Below are 21,547 nucleotides of genomic sequence, written 5' to 3' on the forward strand. Positions count from 1 at the left end.
GCTCAATGATCCCGCACGGCCGCATCGCCGCGCGCGGCGAGCTTCGCCTGCAGGACAACGACGATGAGCAGAAACAGGCCGCGAATGACCGATTGCCAGTAGGCGGAGAGTGATATCCAGCCTTTGCCGTTCTCGAAATTGAGAACGTTGAAAAGGATGCCGAGGAGCAGCACGCCCGCCAGCGTGGCCCCGACCGAACCGACGCCGCCGGTCAAAAGGGTGCCGCCGACGACGACGGCGGCAATGGCGAAAAGCTCCCAGCCGACGCCCTCAATCGGCTGGCCTGCACCGAACTGCGAGGCGAGGATGACGCCGGCCAGACCGGCGAGCCCGCCGCTGGCAAGGTAGACCAGAAATTTGATCCGCCCCACCGGCAGGCCCATCATGCGCGTTGCATCCTCATTGCCGCCGACGGCCAGCACGCCGCGTCCGGTGCTGGTGAAGTTGAGGATGATCCAGCCGGCGACATAGGCGGCAAGCGCAATCCATGCCGGGATGGGGAAGCCGAAAAAGTTGTCCTGGCCGATGCTGGTAAAGCCGCTGTCATAGGAGACGGAAACCGACTGGTTGTCGGCAAGGAGCAGGGCGGTGCCGCTGGCCGCCAGCATGGTTGCAAGCGTGGCGATGAACGGCATGATCTTGAGCCGGGTGACCAGCGTGGCATTGACGAGACCGACGCAGAGCCCGGCACCGACCCCGGCACCGAGACCGATCCAGGTGCCCTGCGGGCTGAAGAGCGCGGCGACGACGCTGCCGAGCGCCGCGGTCGATCCGACCGAGAGATCGATGCCGCCGGTCATGATGACAAAGCACATGCCAAGCGCCACCAGGGCGAACATCGAATTGTAGCGCAGCACGCTGGAGATGTTGAAAAAGCCGAGGAAATAATCGTAGCGCAGCCAGCCGAACAGGATGAGCAACAGCAGCGCGACCACCACACCGTACCTGCCGAGCAGGGATATCCATCGTGTCCGGGTCATGCGTGCGCCCTGCCTTGCTGCTGGATCCAGACGGCAAGGATGATGATCCCCGCCTTGACCACCAGCGCGGCGGCATCGGGCACGCCATTGGCGAGCAGCGTGTAGCGCACCAGCTGGATCGTCATGGCGCCGATCAGCGTGCCAATGATGGTGGCCTTGCCGCCGCTCAGCAGCGTGCCGCCGACGGCAACCGCGGCGATGGCGTCAAGCTCCATGCCGAGGCCGACCAGATTGGCGTCGCTGGAGGAGTTGATGGCGATGACGACAAGCCCCGCCAGCCCGGCGCACAGGCCGCTGATGGCATAGACCAGCAGCTTGACCCTGGCGACGGCAATGCCCGACAATTCCGCCGCCCGCTCATTGCCGCCGATGGCGATGATCTGGCGGCCAAACACCGTCCGTTTCAGCATCCACGCGGCGGCAAGGACGATCAGCAGCATCAGGATCACCTGCACCGGAATGCCGAGCACCCGGCCAAGCCCGATGAACTGGAACTGCGGCACGCGGAATGTCTGCAGATTGCCGTTGGTCATGACCTGCGCGATGCCGCGCCCGGCAATGAACAAAACAAGCGTGGCAACGATGGGCTGGATGCGGAAGGCGGAGATCAGCCAGCCATTGAACAGGCCGAACAGCCCGGCAACGGCGATGGAAACCAGCATCGCGGCGGCAACGGCGAGATAGATATTGCCGATGGGCATGATCTTGCCGAGGAAAATCATCGGCGCCAGGGCGCCCGAGATGGCCATGAGCGAACCGACGGAGAGATCAATGCCGCCCGTCGCAATGACCAGCGTCATGCCGACCGCGACGATGACGATGGTGCAGACCTGGGTGAGATTGACATTCAGCGTCTGTATCGTTGCAAAATTGCGGGTGAATACCAGATTGAACAGGATCAGCAGCAGCAATGCGATCAGCGTGCCGTAGCGCGCGAGGAAGTCGAAGGGATCGAAACGCCGGGCTGTCGTGCGCGTCATGGGGGAAGTGCCGGTCATATCCGGGCCTCCGCGACTACAGGCGCATTGCCGTGGGCCATGGCGCCCATGAGCGCATCTTCCGTGGCGGCGGCGCGGCCGAATTCGGCGACGCTGATGCCGTCGCGCAGGACGAACACCCGATCGGCACCCTCGATGACTTCCTCCAGTTCCGAGGAGATCATCAGCACCGCCAGGCCCTGATCCGCCAGCGATTTGATCAGCGACTGGATTTCCCCCTTGGCGCCGACATCGATGCCGCGCGTCGGCTCGTCAAGAATGAGCAGGCGCGGATTCATCGCCAGCCAGCGGCCAAGCAGGACTTTCTGCTGGTTGCCGCCGGAAAGCTCGCGCACCTTCTGGTCCGGGCCGGAGCATTTGATGCCAAGCTGCCTGATGAAACGTTTCACGATCTCCTGCTGCGCCTTCTCGTCGATCACCCCGGATTTGGCGAGTTTCGGCATCAGCGCCAGCATCATGTTTTCCGCGACGCTCATATCCGGCACGATGCCTTCGCTCTTGCGGTCTTCGGTGCAGAAACCCATGCCTGCGGCGATGGCGTCGGAGGGCCGCCGGGGTTCAAAACGCTTGTCGCCATAGGTCATGGCGCCCGCCTTCAGGCGGTCGATGCCAAAGACCAGCCGCGCCGTTTCCGTGCGGCCTGCGCCGAGCAGTCCGGCAAAACCGGCAATCTCGCCGCTGCGGATGGTGAAGGAGACGTCCTGAACGATCTGCCCGACGGCGAGATTGTCGGCGGACAGCAGGACCTTGCCGATGTTCTTTTCATCGCGTGCGGTGAATGCGGTGGCGTGGCCCTCGGTCTTTTCCATGCTGCGCCCCAGCATGGACGAGACGAGATCGATCTTTTCAATGTCATCCATGCGGGCCGTTTTGACCGTTCTGCCGTCGCGCATGATCGTCACGCGGTCGCATACCGCATAGAGTTCATCCAGCTTGTGGCTGACGAACACCACGGAAACACCGTCCTGCTTCAACTGGCGGATGACGTTGAAGAGGACACCGACTTCGCGCTCGTCGAGCGAGGAGGTCGGCTCATCCATGATGACGAGCTTGGCGGAAAAGCCGATGGCGCGGGCAATGGCCACCATCTGCTGGGTTGCCGTATTGAATTCCATGAGGGGACGGCGGACGTCGGCGCGGATATTGAAGCGCTGCAACAGGTTTTCAGCCTCCCGGTGCATGCTCGCCCAGTCGAGCAGGCCGAAGCGGCGCTTCTCGCGTCCAAGGCAGATGTTTTCCGTCAGGGAGCGGTAGGGCACCAGATTGATTTCCTGGTAGATGGTGCTGATGCCGTTTGCCTGCGCCTGCTGCGGCGAGGATACTTCGAACGGCTTGCCGTCGAACGTCACCTCGCCCGCATCCCGCCGGTGATAGCCTGTCAGCACCTTGATGAGCGTCGACTTCCCCGCGCCGTTCTGGCCGATCAGCGCATGCACCTCGCCGCGGGCCACGGTGAACGAGGCGGCGGAAAGGGCGGGGATGCCCGCAAAGCGCTTGTCGATGCCTGTCATCGACAGAAGAATATCGGTGTCCATTGCAAAGCCGTTTCTGAAATCATCCGGAGCTTTTGCCTGGATGCGGGGTTGCACCAGACATGAAAAAGCCAGCGCCCCATGGAAGCGCTGGCTTCATCAGATATCAATAGGCGGAGCTCAACAATTTTGCCGCATTGCCGGCATCGTAGAACTGGTCCGGATTGATGATCTTCGGGGCGATTTTCTCCCCGGCGGCATAGGCGGCTGCCGTATCATAGGCCTTGGGACCGAAGCGCGGATTGCATTCGACCACCGCGGCAATCTTGCCGTCGACCACGGCCTGGACCGCTTCCTTGCCGCCATCGATCGACAGGACGAGGATATCCTTGCCGGGCACCTTGCCCGCCGCTTCAATGGCGGAAATGGCACCGATCGCCATCTCGTCATTGTGGGCATAGATGACATTGGCGTCGGGATGCGCCTGCAGCAGGGTTTCGGCGACCTGGCGGCCCTTGTCACGGGCAAAATCGCCGGTCTGCGAGGCAACGATCGAGAAATCCGAATGCTTGGCGATGACGTCGTCAAAGCCCTTCTTGCGGTCATTGGCGGGCGAGGAGCCGGTCGTGCCTTCCAGCTCGATGATCTTGGTCTTGCCCTTGGCATTGGCCACCAGCCATTCGCCAACGCGCTGGCCCTCTTCGATGAAGTTGGAGCCGATGAAGGTTACGTAGTCGTCGCCTGCCTTGGCAAGGGACGGATCGACGCTGCGGTCGAGCAGGATAACCGGAATGCCGGCATTCTTGGCGGCCTTGATCGCCGGAATCAGCGGCTTTTCCTCGCGCGGGGCGAGGAAGATCAGGTCAACGCCCTGTGCGATCATCGAATTGACGTCGGCGACCTGCTTGGCCGCGGAGCTTGCCGCGTCCGTATAGACAAGCTGCCAGCCGCGCTTCTTGGCCTCTTCCTGCATGCTGGCCGTCTGGGCCAGGCGCCACGGATTGTTGCTTTCCGTCTGGGCAAAGCCGACCTTGTAGGTGTCTTTCTTCTTCAGCGGCGGCGACGCGGCGAAAACACTGCCCGCAGCCATGGCGGCGACGAGGCCTGCGGCCGAGGTGAGCAATAGGGTACGACGGGTGATGGACATACGAATTTTCCTCCCAGAAATTCAGAGCGTGGAAATTCCACTGGCCTGATCATCTTCATTTATAAAAATTAGTCAATAATTATTTATGTTGATTAGTCGGTGTTTCGCTGCATAATCTTTCCCATGCCGTCTGATTGATTCAGAGGCGCTGCAGCGTGGCAAAGGGCGATTGTCGAATGAATGATACAGTGGATGATACGACCACTGAAAAGAAAAAGCCCGCCCGGGTCACGCCCCGGCGCAAACGCGTCAACAAACGCGTGACGATGACCGATATCGCGCGCATCGCCGGCTGTTCGCAGGCAACGGTTTCCTTCGTGCTCAACAAGACGCCGGGCATCAAGCTGGCGGCGGAAACGCGCGAACGGGTGATCGAAGCGGCCCGCTCGCTCGGCTATGCCGCGCCCAACTTTGCCCATCTGGACAGCCATGATGCCTATGCGCCCGCGGTCGACGGCAAGATCGGCTTCGTGGTCGACCAGTTGGCGACCAGTCCTGAAGCGGTGGTTGCCATTGAAGGCGCGCGGCAGGCCTCATGGAATGCCGGCAACATCATTCTGGTTGCCCAGACGCTGAACGATCCCGAGATGGAGCCGCGCACCATCCGCGCCCTGCGCGAGCAGGGGGTTTCCGCGCTGATCTATATGGCGATCTTTACCCGCGAGGTGACGTTGCCGGACTACCTCTACACCCTCGACATTCCGCTGGTGCTCCTGAACTGCTATACCGCCGATTATGCCTTTCCCGCGGTTGTTCCGAGTGAGATTGCAGGCGGGCAGCACTCGACCCGCCACCTGATCCAGCACGGCCACCGGCGCATCGGCATCATCACCGGCGAGCCGTGGATGGAGGCGGCAAAGGACCGGCTGCGCGGCTATCGCCGGGCGCTGGCGACCGCCGATATCCCCTTCGATCCGGAACTGGTGATCGAGGGCGACTGGTCGGCAAGCGCGGGCTACAAGGCGACGAAGACGCTGCTGGCGCTGAAGGACAGGCCCACGGCCATTTTCTGCCAGAATGACCGGACCGCCATCGGCTGCTATGAAGCGCTGAAGGAAGCGGGCATCCGCATCCCGGAGGATATTTCGGTCATCGGTTATGACGATGAGGAAATCTCACGGCACCTGCACCCGCAATTGACCACATCCGTTCTGCCGCACCGGGCCATGGGCCGCTGGGCCATTGAACAGCTCGACAGCTATGCCGCGGGCAGTGGCACGCGCTATCCCATCACCAAGCTCGAATGCCCGCTGGTCGAACGTCTCTCGGTGACGGAGCGCACCAAGCAGGCATCCGCTAGATCTGGTCCGGGGCTGACTTTCCTTTGACATAATCGGCCCGGTCGATGCCGTGGCGCTGCAGCTTGTCGTAGAATGTCTTGCGCGGAATGCCGAGGGCCTCGATTGTCGTCCTCACATCGCCATTGTTGCCCGTCAGGGCCTCGCGGATGAGCCTTGCCTCATGGCGCTCCATCGCCTCGGGCAAAGTGAGCGTGCTGGTCTGCGGCGCGCTCTGTTCGCTGACCATCTCATCCAGCCCCAGCGCCACCCGCTCGGCGAAATGCGCGAGTTCGCGCACATTGCCGGGCCAGTCATGGTCCATCAGCCGTGCGCGCATCGCCGTGTTTATGTCCTGCGGTTCCGTCTTGAAGCGGATGGCCGCCCGGTGCAGGAAATGCGTGAACAGCAGCGGAATATCCTCCTTGCGCTCGCGCAAGGGCGGTATCGAGACGGTGACGACGTTGAGACGGTAGAACAGGTCCTCGCGGAAATTCGCCCGCTGTTCGGGGCTGCCGAGATCCACCTTCGCCGCGGCGACGACGCGCAGATCCACGGGCCTGTGTTCATTGGTGCCAAGCGGCGTGATTTCCCGCATTTCCAGAACGCGCAGCAGTTTGACCTGGGTGGCCAAGGGCATGCTTTCGATCTCGTCGAGGAACAAGGTGCCGCCGCTGGCATGTTCGATCCGCCCGATGCGTTTGTTCTGCGCGCCGGTGAAGGCTCCGGCCTCGTGGCCGAACAGCTCGCTCTCGATCACCGATTCCGGCAGGGCGCCGCAATTGAGCGCAACGAAATTGCCCTGCCTGCGGCGGCTCCATTCATGCAGGAGACCGGCGGCCACGTCCTTGCCGCTGCCAGTCTCGCCGGCGATCAGCACATCCACATCGGCATTGGCCACATGACGCAGCGTCTTGCGCAGATTCTGCATGACGGGTGTCTGGCCGATCAGCGGCACGGTCTCATCGGAGGCTTCCATGAATTGCCGCAGCTGGCGGTTTTCCATGACAAGCTGGCGCTTGTCTGCGGCGCGGCGGATGCTCTGGACCAGGCGCTCGGCCGGATAGGGTTTGGCGATGAAATCATAGGCGCCTTCCTGCATGGCCTCCACGGCCATTTCGATATCGCCATGCCCGGTGATCAGGATGACGGGCAGGTCCGCGTCCATCGCGCGCAGGCGCCGGAAAAATTCCAGCCCGTCCACATGCGGCATGCGGACATCGCTGACGACAACGCCCGCGAATTCCGGCGTCAGGAAGCGCAGGGCACTCATGGCATCGGCAAACGGAATCACGCTGAATCCGGCAAGCTCCAGCGTCTGCCTGTTGGCGTTGCGCAGGTCGTCATCATCGTCGACAAAGGCGATTTGCGGCTGGAATCCCATGATCAGGCAACCCTTTTGAGATGAACGGTAAATCGGGTTCCGGCGCTGCTGCTGTCCACTTCGATGCGTCCGCCATACTCGGCGACGATGTCGTGGCAGATGACCAGGCCAAGCCCGAGCCCGCGGTCCTTGGAGGTGTTGAAGGGGGTAAACAGCGCCTGCATGATGTCCTCGGGAATGCCGGGGCCGTTATCGGCCACGCTCAATTGCACCTCGTCATCGCCGACCGCATAGCCGACGCTGATCCGGCTGGACGGCCCGCCCTCGGTTGCCTCCAGCGCATTCTGCATCAGATTGATCAGCACCTGTTCGAGCCGGATGCGATTGCCATGCACCTTCAGGCCGGCTGGCGGCGTCTCGGTTGTGATCTTGCCGACGGTCTGGCGGAAACGGCTGCCGAGCAGCAGCAGCGCGCCTTCGATGACGTCGCCGACATCTGCCGGACCGGCATCGCCGGTGCCCTTGCGCGAGAAGGTGCGCAGTTCATCGGTGATGCTGCCGATGCGCTCGGTGAGGCCCGCGATGGCTGACAGGTTTTCCCTGGCCGGTTCGACCTGATTGCGCGACAGAAACGTTCCGGCATTGTCCGCATAGGCGCGGATGGCCGCCACGGGCTGGTTGATCTCATGCGCAACGCCCGCCGTCACCTGCCCGAGAATGGCAAGGCGGTTGGCCTGCACCAGTTCCTGCTGCACCGTTTGCAGCTTGTTCTCGGTTTTCTGCCGCTCCTCCGCCTGCATCACCAGTTCCGCATGGGCGGTGCTCAGCGCTTCGGTGCGTTCCGTCACACGGCGCTCAAGCTCCAGGCGCGCCAGTTCCTGCTCCTGTAGGCGCTGCAGCGCGAGGCCGCGACGATGCAGGAAGAACGCGGTGAAGCCGAGGATAGGCGCAATGACCGCCAGCGCGGCGAGTTGCGCGGCGCGGATGGCTTCGCTCACCGCCGCGCCGGCCGGGGTCAGCAGCTGCAGCGTCCAGCTGGTGGTCGGCACGGGAACGCGGACCCGGACATATTCGGCGTCCTGGCTGGAACCCGGCATCTGGGCCGTCACCCTGTCCGGCGTCGCGGTTGTCAGGGCGGGCGCGACGCTCAAGGGTGCGAGCGGCGCGCTGCCGAACTGCAGGCTTTCTCTGATCGGGCCGAGCTGTTCGGCCGGGATTGGTGCCTGCACCATGAAGCGCCACTCAGGAAAGCTGGTGACGAGCACGATACCGCGGGGGTCGATGACATAGGACGGGTCGCTGCTCCGGCGCCAGTCGGCCTCCAGCTCATCGAACTCGACCTTGACCACAATCACGCCGAGCAGGCCGGACGGACCGTCGATACGCCGCGAAATATACAGGCCCGGCCGTTTGCTGATGGTGCCGAGCGCGTAGTGCTCGGCACTGCCATTGGCAAGCGCACGCAGATAATAGGGGCGGAAACTGTAGTCGACGCCGACGAAGCTTGTCGGTTCCTGCCAGTTGCTGGCCGACAGGGCAGTGCCCTTCGCATCGAGGAGATAGATGACGGACGCATGCGTGCCGTCGATCAGGCTTTCCAGCTTGCGGTCGACAAGATGCAGCATGCTCTCGCTGCGGGATGACAGGGCGCTGATGAGGTCACGGTCCTGCGAGAGAACGAAGGGCAGGGAGCGTTGCTTCTCCAACACGGTCCGCAGCAGGACGGCATTGAGCTCCGCCGCGCTTCTCGCCCGGGTTTCCAGCGCGACATAGGCGCGGTTGCGGCCGTAATCATTGGCGGCCAGCAGGGCGCCAAGGATGATGATGACGGCCAGAGCCCCGTAGATGATTTTGCCAAACGCGCTGAATCTCCCGGTGCGGGGCAGCATATCGGCATCGTGTGGCGTGGGTCGGTCCATGAATAATTTGTGCATATATCCGCACGATTGGCAATCAGTTTGTGCGAAATTCCGCACATATTCAGGAAGTGTTGTCGGTGGGTGAAGATAATATGTAATAAAATCAATAGTTTAATAAATAGGTCGAGACTGGCACGGTGCTTGCTTATGCCTTTTGAGAGAACGAACTGGTTGTTCTCGAGAACAAGAGGGCCCGGGAGGCTGACAGGGTTTCTGCCAGACGCGGCTCGCACCATGGAGGAAGACATGAGTCCTGTGACCATCAGCGCAGCACCGCAGCCGCGCGTCAAGAAACCTATCTACACCCATCTGTATTTCCAGGTCATCGTTGCCATCACCATCGGCATTGCGCTTGGCCATTATTATCCCGATGTCGGCACCAGCATGAAGCCGCTCGGCGATGCCTTCATCAAGCTGGTGAAAATGATCATTGCTCCGGTCATTTTCCTGACCGTGACGACCGGCATCGCCGGCATGAGCGATCTGCAGAAAGTCGGCCGCGTCGCCGGCAAGGCGATGATCTACTTCCTCACCTTCTCGACCCTTGCGCTGATCGTCGGCCTCATCGTTGCGAATGTCGTGCAGCCCGGTGCCGGCATGAACATCAATCCGGCAACGCTCGATCCGGCCTCGGTCGCCACCTACACGCAGCAGGCGCATGAACAGAGCGTCATCGGCTTCCTGCAGAACATCATTCCAACGACCATCGTCGGTGCCTTTGCTTCGGGCGACATTCTTCAGGTGCTGTTCTTCTCGGTTCTGTTCGGTGTCTCGCTGGCCATGGTCGGCGATCGCGCCGCGCCGGTCACCAACTTCCTGCATGTGCTGTCCGCACCGGTGTTCAAGCTGGTCGCCATTCTGATGAAGGCTGCTCCCATCGGTGCCTTCGGCGCCATGGCGTTCACCATCGGCAAGTACGGCATTTCCTCGGTTGCCAACCTACTGTTCCTCATCGGAACCTTCTACCTGACGTCGATCCTCTTCGTGGTGATCATCCTCGGTGCAGTCGCCCGTTATAACGGCTTCTCGATTTTCGCCCTGATCCGTTACATCAAGGAAGAACTGCTGCTCGTTCTCGGCACCAGCTCGTCGGAAGCCGCGCTGCCGACGCTGATGGCAAAAATGGAAAAGGCGGGCTGCAAGAAGTCCGTCGTCGGCCTCGTCATCCCGACCGGTTATTCCTTCAATCTGGACGGCACCAATATCTACATGACTTTGGCTGCGCTGTTCATTGCCCAGGCAACCAACACGCCGCTGACCCTGATGGACCAGGTTCTGCTGCTGCTCGTGGCCATGCTCAGCTCCAAGGGCGCTGCCGGTATCACCGGTGCCGGCTTCATCACGCTGGCGGCAACGCTGTCCGTGGTTCCCGCCGTTCCGGTCGCCGGCATGGCGCTGATCCTCGGCATCGACCGCTTCATGTCGGAATGCCGCGCCCTGACCAACCTCGTCGGCAATGCGGTCGCAACCATCGTTGTCGCCCGCTGGGAAGGCGAACTGGACAAGGGCCAGCTTGACCGCGCGCTGCATGGCGGCGTCAGCGAAGACGAGGCGCTTGCCTATGCCGGCTGACAGCCGGATAAGTGAATGTAAGGGAAAGGCGGGCTTTTTAGCCCGCCTTTTTCATGCGAGGTGGTCCCGCCATATCGCCGCATAGGTGTCGAATGCGGCATCGAGCGGCTGCCCGTTTCCGGCTTCTGCCTGAACGGGGATTGTCGCGCCCGCCAGAAGGGCCGCGCCAAGACTGGTGCCAGTTGAGCCGGGCAAGGCCGCCACGCCGCGCCGCGTCAGGCTGCGCAGGGCAGACAGATACACCGCATTGCGGGCGAAGGGACCTTCGACAATCGTGGTGCCCTCAGCCCCGATCAATCCCAGGCTGACATGGGTCATCAAAGCGGCATAGAGCGAGGCTGCGGCGGTGCGTTCGGCCGGTGTCCGGGCCTCGCCGTTCGGCCACATCGCCTCCCGGTGCGGAAAGGGCCCTGTTCCCTTGACAAGACTGGGCAGCAGCATGATGCGATCGCGGATGACCCGGTCGAGCGTTACGGTATCGGGCGCGACGGCATTGCCACCCGTCAAAAGGTCAAACTCCCGCCCGCCCATGAACCGGGCGGAGGGCACCGCCTTGCCATAGGCGTCGACATTGGCAAGCGTATCGCGCTGCTGATCGAGCCTGTCCAGCCGCCCGCCCACGGCAAACAGCACCACCCAGGTACCCGTGGAGACCACGGAAAACGGCGAGCTGCGCGTCATCAGATGCGGCAGCAGCGATGCATTGGAATCGTGGATGCCGCAAAAGACCGGCACAGGATTTTTAATGCCCAGCTGATGTTGAAGAGGGGCCAGCACATCGCCGATATGATCGAATGCCCTACGGATCGGCGGCAGGAGCGGGCGCAGGTCGAGCGTGTCGACAAGGCTGGAATAATCACCTTCCCGCGGATTCCACAGATCCGTATGGCATCCGAGCGACGTCACTTCATTGACCGCAATGCCGGTGAGCCGCCACACCCAGTATTGCGCATAGGTCAGGATGGTTCTGACATCCCCGAACCGTTGGGGAAACTGCGTCTTCTGATAGTGGATTTGCGCACCGGCATTCAGTCCGCCCGCCAGATAGGGCGAGGCGGTTTCGGTAAAGTCCGGCCGTAGCTCCGCATAGGCGCGGCGCACCGCATCGGGATAACTGTGTTCATAGTCGATGACGGGCATGGCCAGGCCGTCATCGCCCATGAGGGCTGCCGCTGCGCCATGGGCGGTGACGGATATCGCATCGAAGCCGGGTGTTGCGGCGAGTTCCGCCAGGGAGGCCAGGAAGAAGGCCCAGAGGGCGTCTACGTCGTAATGCGGGTAGGGGCCGCCGGTGAGCACGCGGTTGGGCGTGCTGCGTGCGGCAAGTTCCACGCCGCTCGCCGCATCCACGACAACGATCTTGGCATTGGTCTTGCCGACGTCGATGATAGCGATATGGCGCGGTTTGCTCATGCCGGTTCAGGCCAGATGAAACAGGCAGACCAGATCGGACTGCACCGGCGAATTGTCGGGGTTCGTCACCATGATGTCGGCCATGTGCGCCCACCATTTCTTCATGACGGGATGATCGGGAAGATCAGCCATCCCATGTTTTTTCGGGCGGGTCAGGACACCGAACAGGGTACGGGTGTCGCGATCAAGGTGGATCGAATAATTCCTGATACCGGCATCGCGCAGGAGTGCGGCCAGTTCCGGCCAGATGGCATCGTGCCGGCGGCGGTATTCCTCTTCCATGCCCGGAAGGAGCGTCATCTTGAATGCATGGGTTTCCTGGGTGCTCATGCGTGTTTCCTGTGCCTGAAGCGGCGGATGATGATCGGCAGGGTGATGGTGATGATCAGGAGCAGGCCGATGAAGATCGACATGACGATACCGGGCACATTGAGAAGCCCGAGGCCGAATGTCACCAGCCCCATGACAAAGGCGGCGATGACCACGCCGCCGATGGTTCCAGAGCCGCCGAGGATGGAGATGCCGCCGAGAACCACCATGGTGACGATTTCAAGTTCCCAGCCTTGCGCGATCGACGGCCGTGTCGAGCCGAGACGCGAGGTGAGGCAGACCGCGGCGATGCCGGACATCAGCCCGGTCAACAGGAACAGCGTGAACTTGATGCGCTCGACGCTGATGCCGGAGAACCGCGCGGCAAACTCGTTGTTGCCAATGGCATAGACGCGCCGGCCGAAATTGGTTGCGTGGAGGAGAACGGCAAAGAGAATGGCAAGGACAGCAAACAGGGCGAATTCAAACGAAATGACCCAGAAGGCATAGCCCTGGCCGAAATAGGCGAAGGAAGCGGGATAGCCGCCATAGGCCTTGTCGCCAAGCACGATATAAGCGATGCCGCGAAACAGGCTCATCGTGCCGATGGTCACGACGATAGACGGCAGGCGCAGCCCGGCCACGAGAATGCCGTTGATCACGCCGCAGCCGATGCCGACCCCAAGGCCGATGGCAACAAGGCCTGGCGTGCCCACGCCCATCTGCGCCGCGGCGCCCATGGCCGTCGAGGCAAGCGCAATGATCGCCGCGACGGACAGGTCGATTTCACCGGCAATGATCAAGAGCGCCATGGCAAAGGCCACCATCGCCTTCTCGGTGAAGTTGAACGTGGCGTCCGACAGGTTCCATGCGTTGAGGAAATAGGGGGATGCAAAGGAGTTGGCGATGAAGATCAGGATCGCGACAACCAGCAGCAGCGCTTCCCAGCTGGCAAACAGCCGCGTTGCAGAGGTGCCGAGCCGGTCCGGGATATGACGTTTTTCAGTGACCGCGCTCATGCGATGCCCTCGATTGTTTCCGATGCCCCGCGGTCACGCAGGATGATGCGGCCGCGCCGCCGTTCCTGCCGCGCGTTGAAGATTACGGCGGCGATGATCACGCCGCCCGAAATTGCCATTTGTGAGAAGGGCGAAATATTGATGACCGGCAGGGCATTTTTGATGACGCCGAGAAACAGCGACCCAAGCACCGCCCCGGCCACCGAGCCGATGCCGCCAAGGGTCGAAATGCCGCCGATGACGCAGGCGGCGACGCTGTCGAGCTCGAAGCCCGCGGCAATGTCGACATAGGCCACCGCATAGCGCGATACCCACAGATAGCCGCAGAGCCCGGCAAGCGTGCCGGACAGGACGAAAGCGAAGAAGCGGGTGCGCCCGACATCAATGCCCGCATAGACCGCCGCCGTCGGGTTGCCGCCGGAGGCGTAGATCGCCCGGCCGAGGAAGGTGCGCGACATGACGATATAGATGATGGCGACGATGACGATGGCGGTCCAGCCGAGCACCGGCAGGCCGAGGAAAAGCTGGCGCGGCGTTTGCAGGAATGGCTCGGTCATCTGGTGGGCGTTGACCCAGCCGCCGCCGGAGAGCACGAAGGCCATGCCGCGATAGATGGTGAGCGTACCAAGCGTGACGACAATCGAGGGAATGCCGAGCTTCCACACGAACAGGCCGTTGATGGCCCCGAGGATCGCGCCGATGCCAAGCGCGATGAGAACGATTAGTGCCAGCGGCAGGCCGGGATGCGCGGCGTTGAGCATGGCAACGGCCATGCCGGTAAAGGCAACATTGGCCGCGACGGACAGGTCGATGGATTTCGTCAGGATGACGGTCATCTGCCCGAGGGCCAGAATGATCAGGATCGACGTGTCGTTGAAAATATTCGACAGGTTCGACGGGCTGGCAAAGCCGGGCGAGCGGGAGGAGAAAACACCGAGCAGCACGGCGATGATCACCACCAGCAGCATTTCGCGAAATTTGAACAGTTGCTTGATCATCCCGATCCTCACGCATTGCCCGTTGCGGCGCGAACCAGCGTCTCGGCGCTCATGCCGGCCCGCTCGAAGAGACCGGCGGACAGGCCTTCGCGCATCACCAGCACGCGATCCGACATGCCCAGGATTTCCGGCAGTTCCGACGACACCATGATGATGCTCAGGCCTTCGCCGGCAAGCTCGCTGATGAAGGCGTGGACCGCTGCCTTCGAGCCGATGTCGATGCCCTTGGTCGGTTCATCGAGAATGAGGATTTTCGGTTGCGTGGCGAGCCACTTGCCGATGACGACCTTCTGCTGATTGCCGCCGGAAAGCGTGCCGACCGGCACCGAAAGCGCCGCAGCCCTGAGATCGAAGCGCTCGGCATATGTGCGTGCCAGCGCCAGTTCTTCGGCAGCACGCAGGAAACCCGAGCGGGATGTCCGGCCGAGCGAAGGCAATGAAATGTTCTGGTAGATCGGCAATTGCAGCACGGCGCCATGGCGGCCACGCTCCTCCGGCACATAGACGATGCCCGCATGGATCGCATCGCCGGGCGAGCGGATCTGGATCTCCTTGCCATCCAGTTCCAGCCTGCCGCCGGACGGGCGGGTCACACCGAACAGGGACTGGCAGATTTCCGAGCGGCCCGCGCCGACCAGCCCGTAGATGCCAAGGATTTCACCCTTCCTGAGTTCAAAGGAAATGTCGCGGAATTCGGTGGGGTGGCTGTAGTTCTCGACTTTGAGCACTGTTTCGCCGAGCGGGATATCGACTTTCGGGAAGGCGTGCTCGATGGAACGGCCGACCATGAGGCGGACAATGTCGTTCTGGCTGATGTCGGCGAGAGCCCCGCTGCCCACGGCCTTGCCGTCGCGGAACACGGCGTAATTGTCGGCGATCTCATAGACCTCGTCGAACTTGTGGCTGATGAAGAGAATGGCCTTTCCCTGCGCTTTCAGCCGCTTGACGATCTGGAAGAGGTCATCCACCTCCTTGCGCGACAGGGCGGCCGTCGGCTCGTCCATGATGACGATGCGCGCGTCGACCGACAGCGCGCGGGCAATGGCAACGAGATGGCGCTGGGCGATGGACAGGTCCTTCAGCCGTGTGCGCGGATCGATGTTGCTTTCCAGCGAATGGAGAAGGGCGAGCGCCCTGGCGTTGACGCCCTTCCAGTTGACCAGACCCAGCGATGTCTTTGGCGCATGGCCGATGAAAATGTTTTCCGCGACCGAGAGTTCGTCAAACAGCACCGTTTCCTGATGGATGGCGGTCACGCCGTGATCGATGGCAGCCTGCGCGTTGCCGAAGGTGACGGGCCTGCCGTCGATATGGATCTCGCCTTCGTCGGACGGGTAGATGCCGGTCAGAATCTTGACGAGCGTGGATTTGCCCGCCCCGTTCTCGCCGATGAGCGCCGTCACCTCGCCGGGAAACAGGGCGATGTTGACGTCGTCAAGGGCTTTCACGCCTGGAAAGGTCTTGGAGATGGCCCGCATTTCCAGAATGGGGGTTATCGGGTGTGATTCAGCAAGGGCTGCGGTCATCATGGGCAATACCGGAGGGTTAAAAAATGCCCGGCAGAAGGCCTGCCGGGCTTTGCGGCGCGATTGCCGGATCAGAAAATCTTGGAGAACTGATCGATGTTCTTCGCATCATAGACGAAGGGATCAGCCATGGCAGCCTCGCCATTGTCGCCGATCTTGATCTTGCCCATGCGGCCCGCGCTGATGTCGCTGCCGGGTTTGCCATCGGTATCGCCCTTGACGAGGTGATAGGCGATCTGCGTGGCGGAGTAGCCGAGATCGATCGGGTTCCAGATGGCGAATTCCTTGGTGGCGCCTGATTTGATGGCGCCGGCCATTTCCGAGGGCAGGCCGAGGCCGGTCACGTAGACCGTGCCGATCTTCTTGGCATCCGATACCGCCTGCGATGCGGCCAATACGCCCACCGTGGTTGGCGCAACGATGACCTTCACATTCGGCTGCGAGGTCAAAAGGCCCTGCGCTTCGCGGTAGCTCTTGTCGGCGAGGTCATCGCCATAGACCGTCGTGACGAGATTGAGGCCGGGAAAATTCGGCAGCTGCTTTTTCATCTCGGCAATCCAGGTGTTCTGGTTTGTCGATGTGGTCGTGGCCGAGAGGATGGCGAAGTCGCCCTTGCCATCGGGCAGGTGGGCGGCGGCAAGCTGCAGGCACATCTTGCCGATCAGCTCGTTCGATGACGGGTTGAGGTGGACGATGCGGCCGTCCTTGGCGACGGCGGAATCCCACGAGATCACCTTGATGCCGCGCGCCATGGCCTTCTTCAGAGCCGGGACGACAGCGTCGGGATCGTTGGCGGAAATGGCTATGGCATTGACGTTCTGGGCGATCAGCGCATTGATAACCTCGATCTGGCCTTCGGCCGTCGTCGATGTCGGTCCGGTATAGATGACTTCGACGCCGCCCAACTCCTTGGCGGCTTCCTGCGCGCCCTTGTTGGCCGCTTCGAAGAAGCCGTTGCCGAGTGATTTGGCGACGAGACCGATCTTGATCGTTTCCGCCTGTGCATGCGATGCGAGCATGGCAAGGGCCAAGGCCGATCCCAGCGCGAGTGTCTTCAACAGTTTCATTTCATCCTCCCTAGATTGAAATACGCCGCTTCGGCGCCTGGTTTTTATGCGATCGAAGCGGAATCCCTTGATTTGTCCTGAGCTCCCACCTTTGCGACGATGAGCTCGACCCCGGCATCCTCCACCATCTTCCGGTCGGCATCCGCAATGCCGTCATCGGTGATAATTGTTGCAACCCGCTGCAACGGGCACAAAATCAGGCTCGACCGGCGCTCGAACTTGCTGGAATCCACCAGCAGCACCAGTTCATCCGCCTGATTGATCAGCTTCTGCTCGCCCTGAATGATCAGCGGGTCCGATTCCATGGCACCGAACGGACCGACCCCGACGGCGCCCATGAACATGCGCTTGCCGTAGAAATTGCGGGTCACGTCATTGTCGAACGGCGAGAGGATCATGCTCTGCTCGCGATAGATCATGCCGCCCGGTATGATGACGGTGCTCTTCGAGTTCTTCACCAGATGTTCGGCAATGGCGAAGGAATTGGTCATGATCTGCAGGCGGCGGGTGGCGAGATAATGCACCATCTGGAACGTCGTGGTGCCGCCGTTGAGAATGATGGCGTCGCCCTCGCTGCACAGGCCCACGGCTTCACGGGCGATCGCCCGCTTCTTGTCGATGTTCTCGGCTTCCGAGACGCGGAATGGACGGCCGGCCAGCGCGGTCTGCTGCGGCGGGTGAATGGCTTCCGCGCCGCCGCGCACCCGGCGCAGCTTGCCCTGGACATGCATGGAGGCGATGTCACGACGGATCGTTGCTTCCGACGCTTCCGTCAGTTCGGCAATGTCCTGAATGGTGATGAACGGCTTTTCCTGAACGGCACTCAGGATAATTCGTTGGCGCTCACGTTCGTGCATTTTTCCCTCCACACCGCAAACATTGCGCAAATACAACGATCATGTCAATCAACTTCAGTCAAAATTATTCATATTGCACTGCACAACTGCAATTTTATGATTGAATTTGATCATTTATGATTGACAGCAAATCGCTCCCTGCTTCATAGCTAGAGAAAATTCACATGGCTGCGGCGTGTTGTCAGGCCATCAGATCGTCTTCGGGAGGCAAGCATGGCGAACAAGGTCCAACTTCTGGATAATCGTTGGGATGATCAAAAGGCCGCCACGCTGGATGAGCCCGGCAAGCTGCTCTACCGCTCCAATCTTCTGGGCGCCGACAAGCGCATCACCAATTATGGCGGCGGCAACACTTCGGCCAAAGTGACGCAAACCGATCCGCTTACCGGCAAGCCGGTGGAGGTGCTGTGGGTGAAGGGCTCGGGCGGCGATGTCGGCACGATCAAGCTCGACGGTTTCGCCACGCTCTATATGGAAAAGCTGGAATCGCTGAAGTCCATCTACACGGGTGTTGCGGACGAAGACCGCATGGTGGGTTTCCTGCCCCATTGCACCTTCAATCTCAACAGCCGTGCCGCATCGATCGATACGCCCCTGCACGGTTTCGTGCCGTTCAGGCATGTGGATCACATGCATCCCGATGCGATCATCGCCATTGCTGCGTCGAAGAACTCGCGCGCGCTGACGAAAGAGGTGTTTGGTGATGAAATCGGCTGGCTGCCCTGGCGCCGCCCCGGCTTCCAGCTCGGCCTCGATCTCGGCGCATACGCGGCCGCGCATCCGAGTTCAAAGGGTGTCGTGCTGGAAAGCCATGGCCTGTTCACCTGGGCCGATGACGCCAAAGAATGCTACGAGCTCACGCTCGATATCATCAACAGGGCGATTGTCTGGTTCGACGCCAAGACGGCGGGAAAGCCCGCATTCGGCGGGGAGATAACAGCGAGCCTCGACGCATCGGCGCGCCGCGCCATCGCCGCGCGGCTCATGCCGGAAATCCGCGGCAAGATCGGTGTAGCCGAGCGTAAGCTCGGCCATTTCGACGATCAGCCCGCGGTGCTGGAATTCGTCAACGCCCGCAACCTGCGTCCGCTCGCGGCGCTGGGAACAAGCTGCCCCGATCATTTCCTGCGCACCAAAATTCGCCCGCTGGTGCTGGATGTCGATCCGGCCAATCCCGAAGCCGCTGTCGAAGCACTTGATGCGGCGCTGGAAGCCTACCGCACCGACTATGCCCGCTATTACACCGCCTGCAAGCATGCCAATTCGCCAGCCATGCGCGATCCCAACCCGGTCATCTTTCTCATTCCTGGCGTCGGCATGCTGTCCTTTGCCAAGGACAAGGCAACGGCGCGCATTGCCGGGGAATTCTACGTCAACGCCATCAATGTGATGCGCGGCGCGTCGTCTGTCTCGGACTATCAGGGTCTGCCCGAACAGGAGGCCTTCGATATCGAATACTGGTTGCTTGAAGAAGCCAAGCTGCAGCGCATGCCGAAGCCGAAATCGCTGGCGGGCCGCGTGGCTTTTGTCACCGGCGGTGCCGGTGGCATCGGCCGCGCCACGGCGGAACGGCTGCTCGGGCAGGGCGCCTGCGTGGTGCTGGCTGATATCGATGCGGAGGCCCTGAAGGCGGCGCATGAGGATTTTGCCGCGCGCTACAGTGCGGACGCGGTGCGCGGCGTGCAGCTCAACGTGACGGACGAAGCGGCGGTGATTGCGAGTTTCGCCGAAGCGTCGATCGAGTTCGGCGGCATCGATATTCTGGTTTCCAACGCCGGCATCGCCTCGTCCGCGCCGATAGAGGTGACCGAGCTTGCCATGTGGAACCGCAACATGGACATTCTGGCGACCGGCTATTTCCTCGTATCGCGCGAAGCGTTCCGCCTGTTCCGGCGCCAGAAGATCGGCGGCAACGTGGTCTTCGTCGCATCGAAGAACGGGCTTGCCGCCTCGCCCAATGCCAGCGCCTATTGCGCTGCCAAGGCGGCGGAAATCCATCTCGCCCGCTGCCTCGCGCTGGAGGGAGCGGAAGCCGGCATCCGCGTCAACACCGTCAATCCCGATGCGGTGCTGCGCGGCTCGAAAATCTGGAACGGCGAATGGCGCGAACAGCGTGCCGCCTCGTCCAACCTGCAGGTGGATGAGCTGGAAGAGCATTACCGCAAGCGGTCGCTGCTCAAGCTCAACGTGCTGCCGGAAGATATCGCCGAGGCCATCTATTTCCTGGCCTCCGATGCGTCCGCCAAATCGACGGGCAACATCATCAATGTCGACGCTGGCAACGTGCAGAGCTTCACGCGATAAAGACAGTCCTGGGGAGGACAACATGGCTGAACAGCATATTTCCGGCGATCTCATCGCATCCGAGAACGACAGGCGCGGTGCGGCGCACAGCAGCGATTTCGAGGCGCTGGGTGCGCATCTTGCCCGCCGCAACATCGATATCGAGGCGATCACCGCCAAGGTGGCCGATTTCTTCGTCGCCGTTCCCTCGTGGGGCGTCGGTACCGGCGGCACACGCTTTGCCCGGTTTCCGGGGCAGGGCGAGCCGCGCGGCATTTTCGACAAGCTCGATGACTGTGCGGTCATCCATCAGCTGAGCCGTGCGACACCCAATGTCTCGCTGCACATCCCTTGGGACAAGGCCGATCCGCAGCAGCTGAAAGCCCATGCGGATGCGCTCGGTCTCGGCTTCGACGCGATGAATTCCAACACCTTTTCCGATGTGCCGGATCAGGCGCATTCCTACAAATACGGCTCGCTCAGCCATGTGGATGCGGCAACGCGCAAGCAGGCCATCGCGCACAATATCGAGTGCATCGAAATCGGCGATGCCATCGGCTCGAAGGCCCTGACGGTGTGGATCGGCGATGGATCGAATTTTCCCGGCCAGAGCCATTTTGCCCGGTCGTTCGAGCGCTATCTCGACGCCATGGCGCAGGTCTACAAGGCGCTGCCGGACGACTGGCGCATTTTCTCCGAGCACAAGATGTTCGAACCGGCGTTTTATTCGACCGTCGTGCAGGACTGGGGCAGCAACTATCTGATCGCCCAGACACTGGGGCCGAAAGCCTTTTGCCTGGTTGATCTTGGCCATCATGCGCCGAACACCAACATCGAGATGATCGTGTCGCGACTGATCCAGTTCAAAAAACTGGGCGGCTTCCACTTCAACGATTCGAAATATGGCGATGACGATCTCGATGCGGGTTCCATCGATCCGTACCGGCTGTTTCTGGTTTTCAACGAACTGGTCGATGCGGAGGAGCGCGGCGCGGAGAATTTCCACCCCGCGCATATGATCGATCAGTCGCACAATGTGACCGACCCGATTGAAAGCCTGATCTCGAGTGCCAATGAAATCCGCCGCGCCTATGCACAGGCGCTGCTGGTCGACCGGGCGGCGCTCGATGGCTATCAGGACGGCAACGATGCGCTGATGGCGTCGGATGTGCTGAAGCGCGCCTACCGGACGGATGTCGAGCCGATACTCGCCGAAGCCCGCCGCCGGGCCGGGGGCGCCATTGATCCGATTGCAGCGTACCGGGCCAGCGGTTACCGGCAAAAGGTTGGAAAAATCCGGCCGGCCAGCACTGGCGGCAGCGGCGGCATTGTCTGAACGGATTACCGGCCGGTTGCACGATCAAGGCAGCGCCCCTCGCGCTGCCT

Annotated in this window: 17 protein-coding genes; 4 read left to right on the forward strand and 13 right to left on the reverse strand. The window is 61.7% G+C overall.

From position 1 onward, the window contains the following. Positions 1 to 2: 2 nt before the first annotated feature. From C5750_RS08195 to C5750_RS08210, 4 genes are all read right to left on the reverse strand, one after another. Complete coding sequence (locus C5750_RS08195) at positions 3 to 980, reverse strand: ABC transporter permease (RefSeq protein WP_105733382.1); 978 nt, start codon at positions 978 to 980, stop codon at positions 3 to 5. Beyond that, the gene (locus tag C5750_RS08200) at positions 977 to 1,978 is read right to left on the reverse strand and encodes an ABC transporter permease (RefSeq protein ID WP_105733383.1); all 1,002 of its coding nucleotides are present in this window, start codon (positions 1,976 to 1,978) and stop codon (positions 977 to 979) included. Before C5750_RS08200 ends, C5750_RS08195 begins: the two co-directional genes overlap by 4 nt. Further along, positions 1,975 to 3,513, reverse strand: a complete 1,539-nt coding sequence (locus C5750_RS08205) for a sugar ABC transporter ATP-binding protein (protein ID WP_105733384.1) — start codon at positions 3,511 to 3,513, stop codon at positions 1,975 to 1,977. Before C5750_RS08205 ends, C5750_RS08200 begins: the two co-directional genes overlap by 4 nt. Before the next feature lie 103 nt (positions 3,514 to 3,616). After that, complete coding sequence (locus C5750_RS08210) at positions 3,617 to 4,597, reverse strand: ABC transporter substrate-binding protein (RefSeq protein ID WP_105733385.1); 981 nt, start codon at positions 4,595 to 4,597, stop codon at positions 3,617 to 3,619. A gap of 176 nt (positions 4,598 to 4,773) precedes the next feature. Here C5750_RS08210 and C5750_RS08215 point away from each other — a divergent pair, with 176 nt between their 5' ends. Then, a complete protein-coding gene (locus tag C5750_RS08215; RefSeq protein ID WP_162800203.1) occupies positions 4,774 to 5,925 on the forward strand; it encodes a LacI family DNA-binding transcriptional regulator in 1,152 nt (383 codons plus the stop codon). Here C5750_RS08215 and C5750_RS08220 read toward each other — a convergent pair. Together C5750_RS08220 and C5750_RS08225 are read right to left on the reverse strand one after the other, a co-directional pair. Beyond that, positions 5,894 to 7,258, reverse strand: coding sequence for a sigma-54-dependent transcriptional regulator (locus tag C5750_RS08220; protein ID WP_105733386.1), 1,365 nt, complete (start codon positions 7,256 to 7,258; stop codon positions 5,894 to 5,896). The genes C5750_RS08215 and C5750_RS08220 overlap by 32 nt on opposite strands. Positions 7,259 to 7,260: 2 nt before the next feature. Beyond that, entirely contained in the window at positions 7,261 to 9,117 is a 1,857-nt protein-coding gene (locus C5750_RS08225) for a sensor histidine kinase (RefSeq protein WP_245421040.1), read from the reverse strand. Between the two features lie 246 nt (positions 9,118 to 9,363). Here C5750_RS08225 and C5750_RS08230 point away from each other — a divergent pair, with 246 nt between their 5' ends. Beyond that, the gene (locus C5750_RS08230; protein WP_105733388.1) at positions 9,364 to 10,689 is read left to right on the forward strand and encodes a dicarboxylate/amino acid:cation symporter; all 1,326 of its coding nucleotides are present in this window, start codon (positions 9,364 to 9,366) and stop codon (positions 10,687 to 10,689) included. Between the two features lie 51 nt (positions 10,690 to 10,740). Here C5750_RS08230 and C5750_RS08235 read toward each other — a convergent pair whose 3' ends face one another. The 7 genes from C5750_RS08235 to C5750_RS08265 form a co-directional block, all read right to left on the reverse strand. Further along, positions 10,741 to 12,102 (reverse strand): FGGY-family carbohydrate kinase, encoded by a 1,362-nt coding sequence (locus C5750_RS08235; RefSeq protein WP_105733389.1) that lies wholly within the window; start codon positions 12,100 to 12,102, stop codon positions 10,741 to 10,743. A gap of 6 nt (positions 12,103 to 12,108) precedes the next feature. Further along, on the reverse strand, positions 12,109 to 12,432 hold the full coding sequence (gene rhaM, locus C5750_RS08240) for an L-rhamnose mutarotase (RefSeq protein ID WP_105733390.1): 324 nt from the start codon (positions 12,430 to 12,432) through the stop codon (positions 12,109 to 12,111). Further along, positions 12,429 to 13,430 (reverse strand): ABC transporter permease, encoded by a 1,002-nt coding sequence (locus C5750_RS08245; protein WP_105733391.1) that lies wholly within the window; start codon positions 13,428 to 13,430, stop codon positions 12,429 to 12,431. Before C5750_RS08245 ends, rhaM begins: the two co-directional genes overlap by 4 nt. Continuing rightward, on the reverse strand, positions 13,427 to 14,425 hold the full coding sequence (locus C5750_RS08250; RefSeq protein ID WP_105733855.1) for an ABC transporter permease: 999 nt from the start codon (positions 14,423 to 14,425) through the stop codon (positions 13,427 to 13,429). Before C5750_RS08250 ends, C5750_RS08245 begins: the two co-directional genes overlap by 4 nt. An 11-nt stretch (positions 14,426 to 14,436) precedes the next feature. After that, positions 14,437 to 15,957: a sugar ABC transporter ATP-binding protein gene (locus C5750_RS08255; RefSeq protein WP_105733392.1), complete on the reverse strand. Its 1,521-nt coding sequence runs from the start codon at positions 15,955 to 15,957 to the stop codon at positions 14,437 to 14,439. Between the two features lie 68 nt (positions 15,958 to 16,025). Then, on the reverse strand, positions 16,026 to 17,021 hold the full coding sequence (rhaS, locus tag C5750_RS08260; protein ID WP_105733393.1) for a rhamnose ABC transporter substrate-binding protein: 996 nt from the start codon (positions 17,019 to 17,021) through the stop codon (positions 16,026 to 16,028). A gap of 44 nt (positions 17,022 to 17,065) precedes the next feature. After that, complete coding sequence (locus C5750_RS08265) at positions 17,066 to 17,878, reverse strand: DeoR/GlpR family DNA-binding transcription regulator (RefSeq protein ID WP_105733394.1); 813 nt, start codon at positions 17,876 to 17,878, stop codon at positions 17,066 to 17,068. 213 nt (positions 17,879 to 18,091) lie between these two features. Here C5750_RS08265 and C5750_RS08270 point away from each other — a divergent pair, with 213 nt between their 5' ends. Further along, positions 18,092 to 20,182, forward strand: coding sequence for a bifunctional rhamnulose-1-phosphate aldolase/short-chain dehydrogenase (locus C5750_RS08270; protein WP_105733395.1), 2,091 nt, complete (start codon positions 18,092 to 18,094; stop codon positions 20,180 to 20,182). Positions 20,183 to 20,204: 22 nt separating this feature from the next. Beyond that, positions 20,205 to 21,497 (forward strand): L-rhamnose catabolism isomerase, encoded by a 1,293-nt coding sequence (gene rhaI, locus C5750_RS08275; protein ID WP_105733396.1) that lies wholly within the window; start codon positions 20,205 to 20,207, stop codon positions 21,495 to 21,497. Positions 21,498 to 21,547: the final 50 nt, after the last annotated feature.

This window comes from Phyllobacterium myrsinacearum, assembly GCF_002980555.1.
Classification (GTDB): Bacteria; Pseudomonadota; Alphaproteobacteria; order Rhizobiales; family Rhizobiaceae; genus Phyllobacterium; species Phyllobacterium myrsinacearum.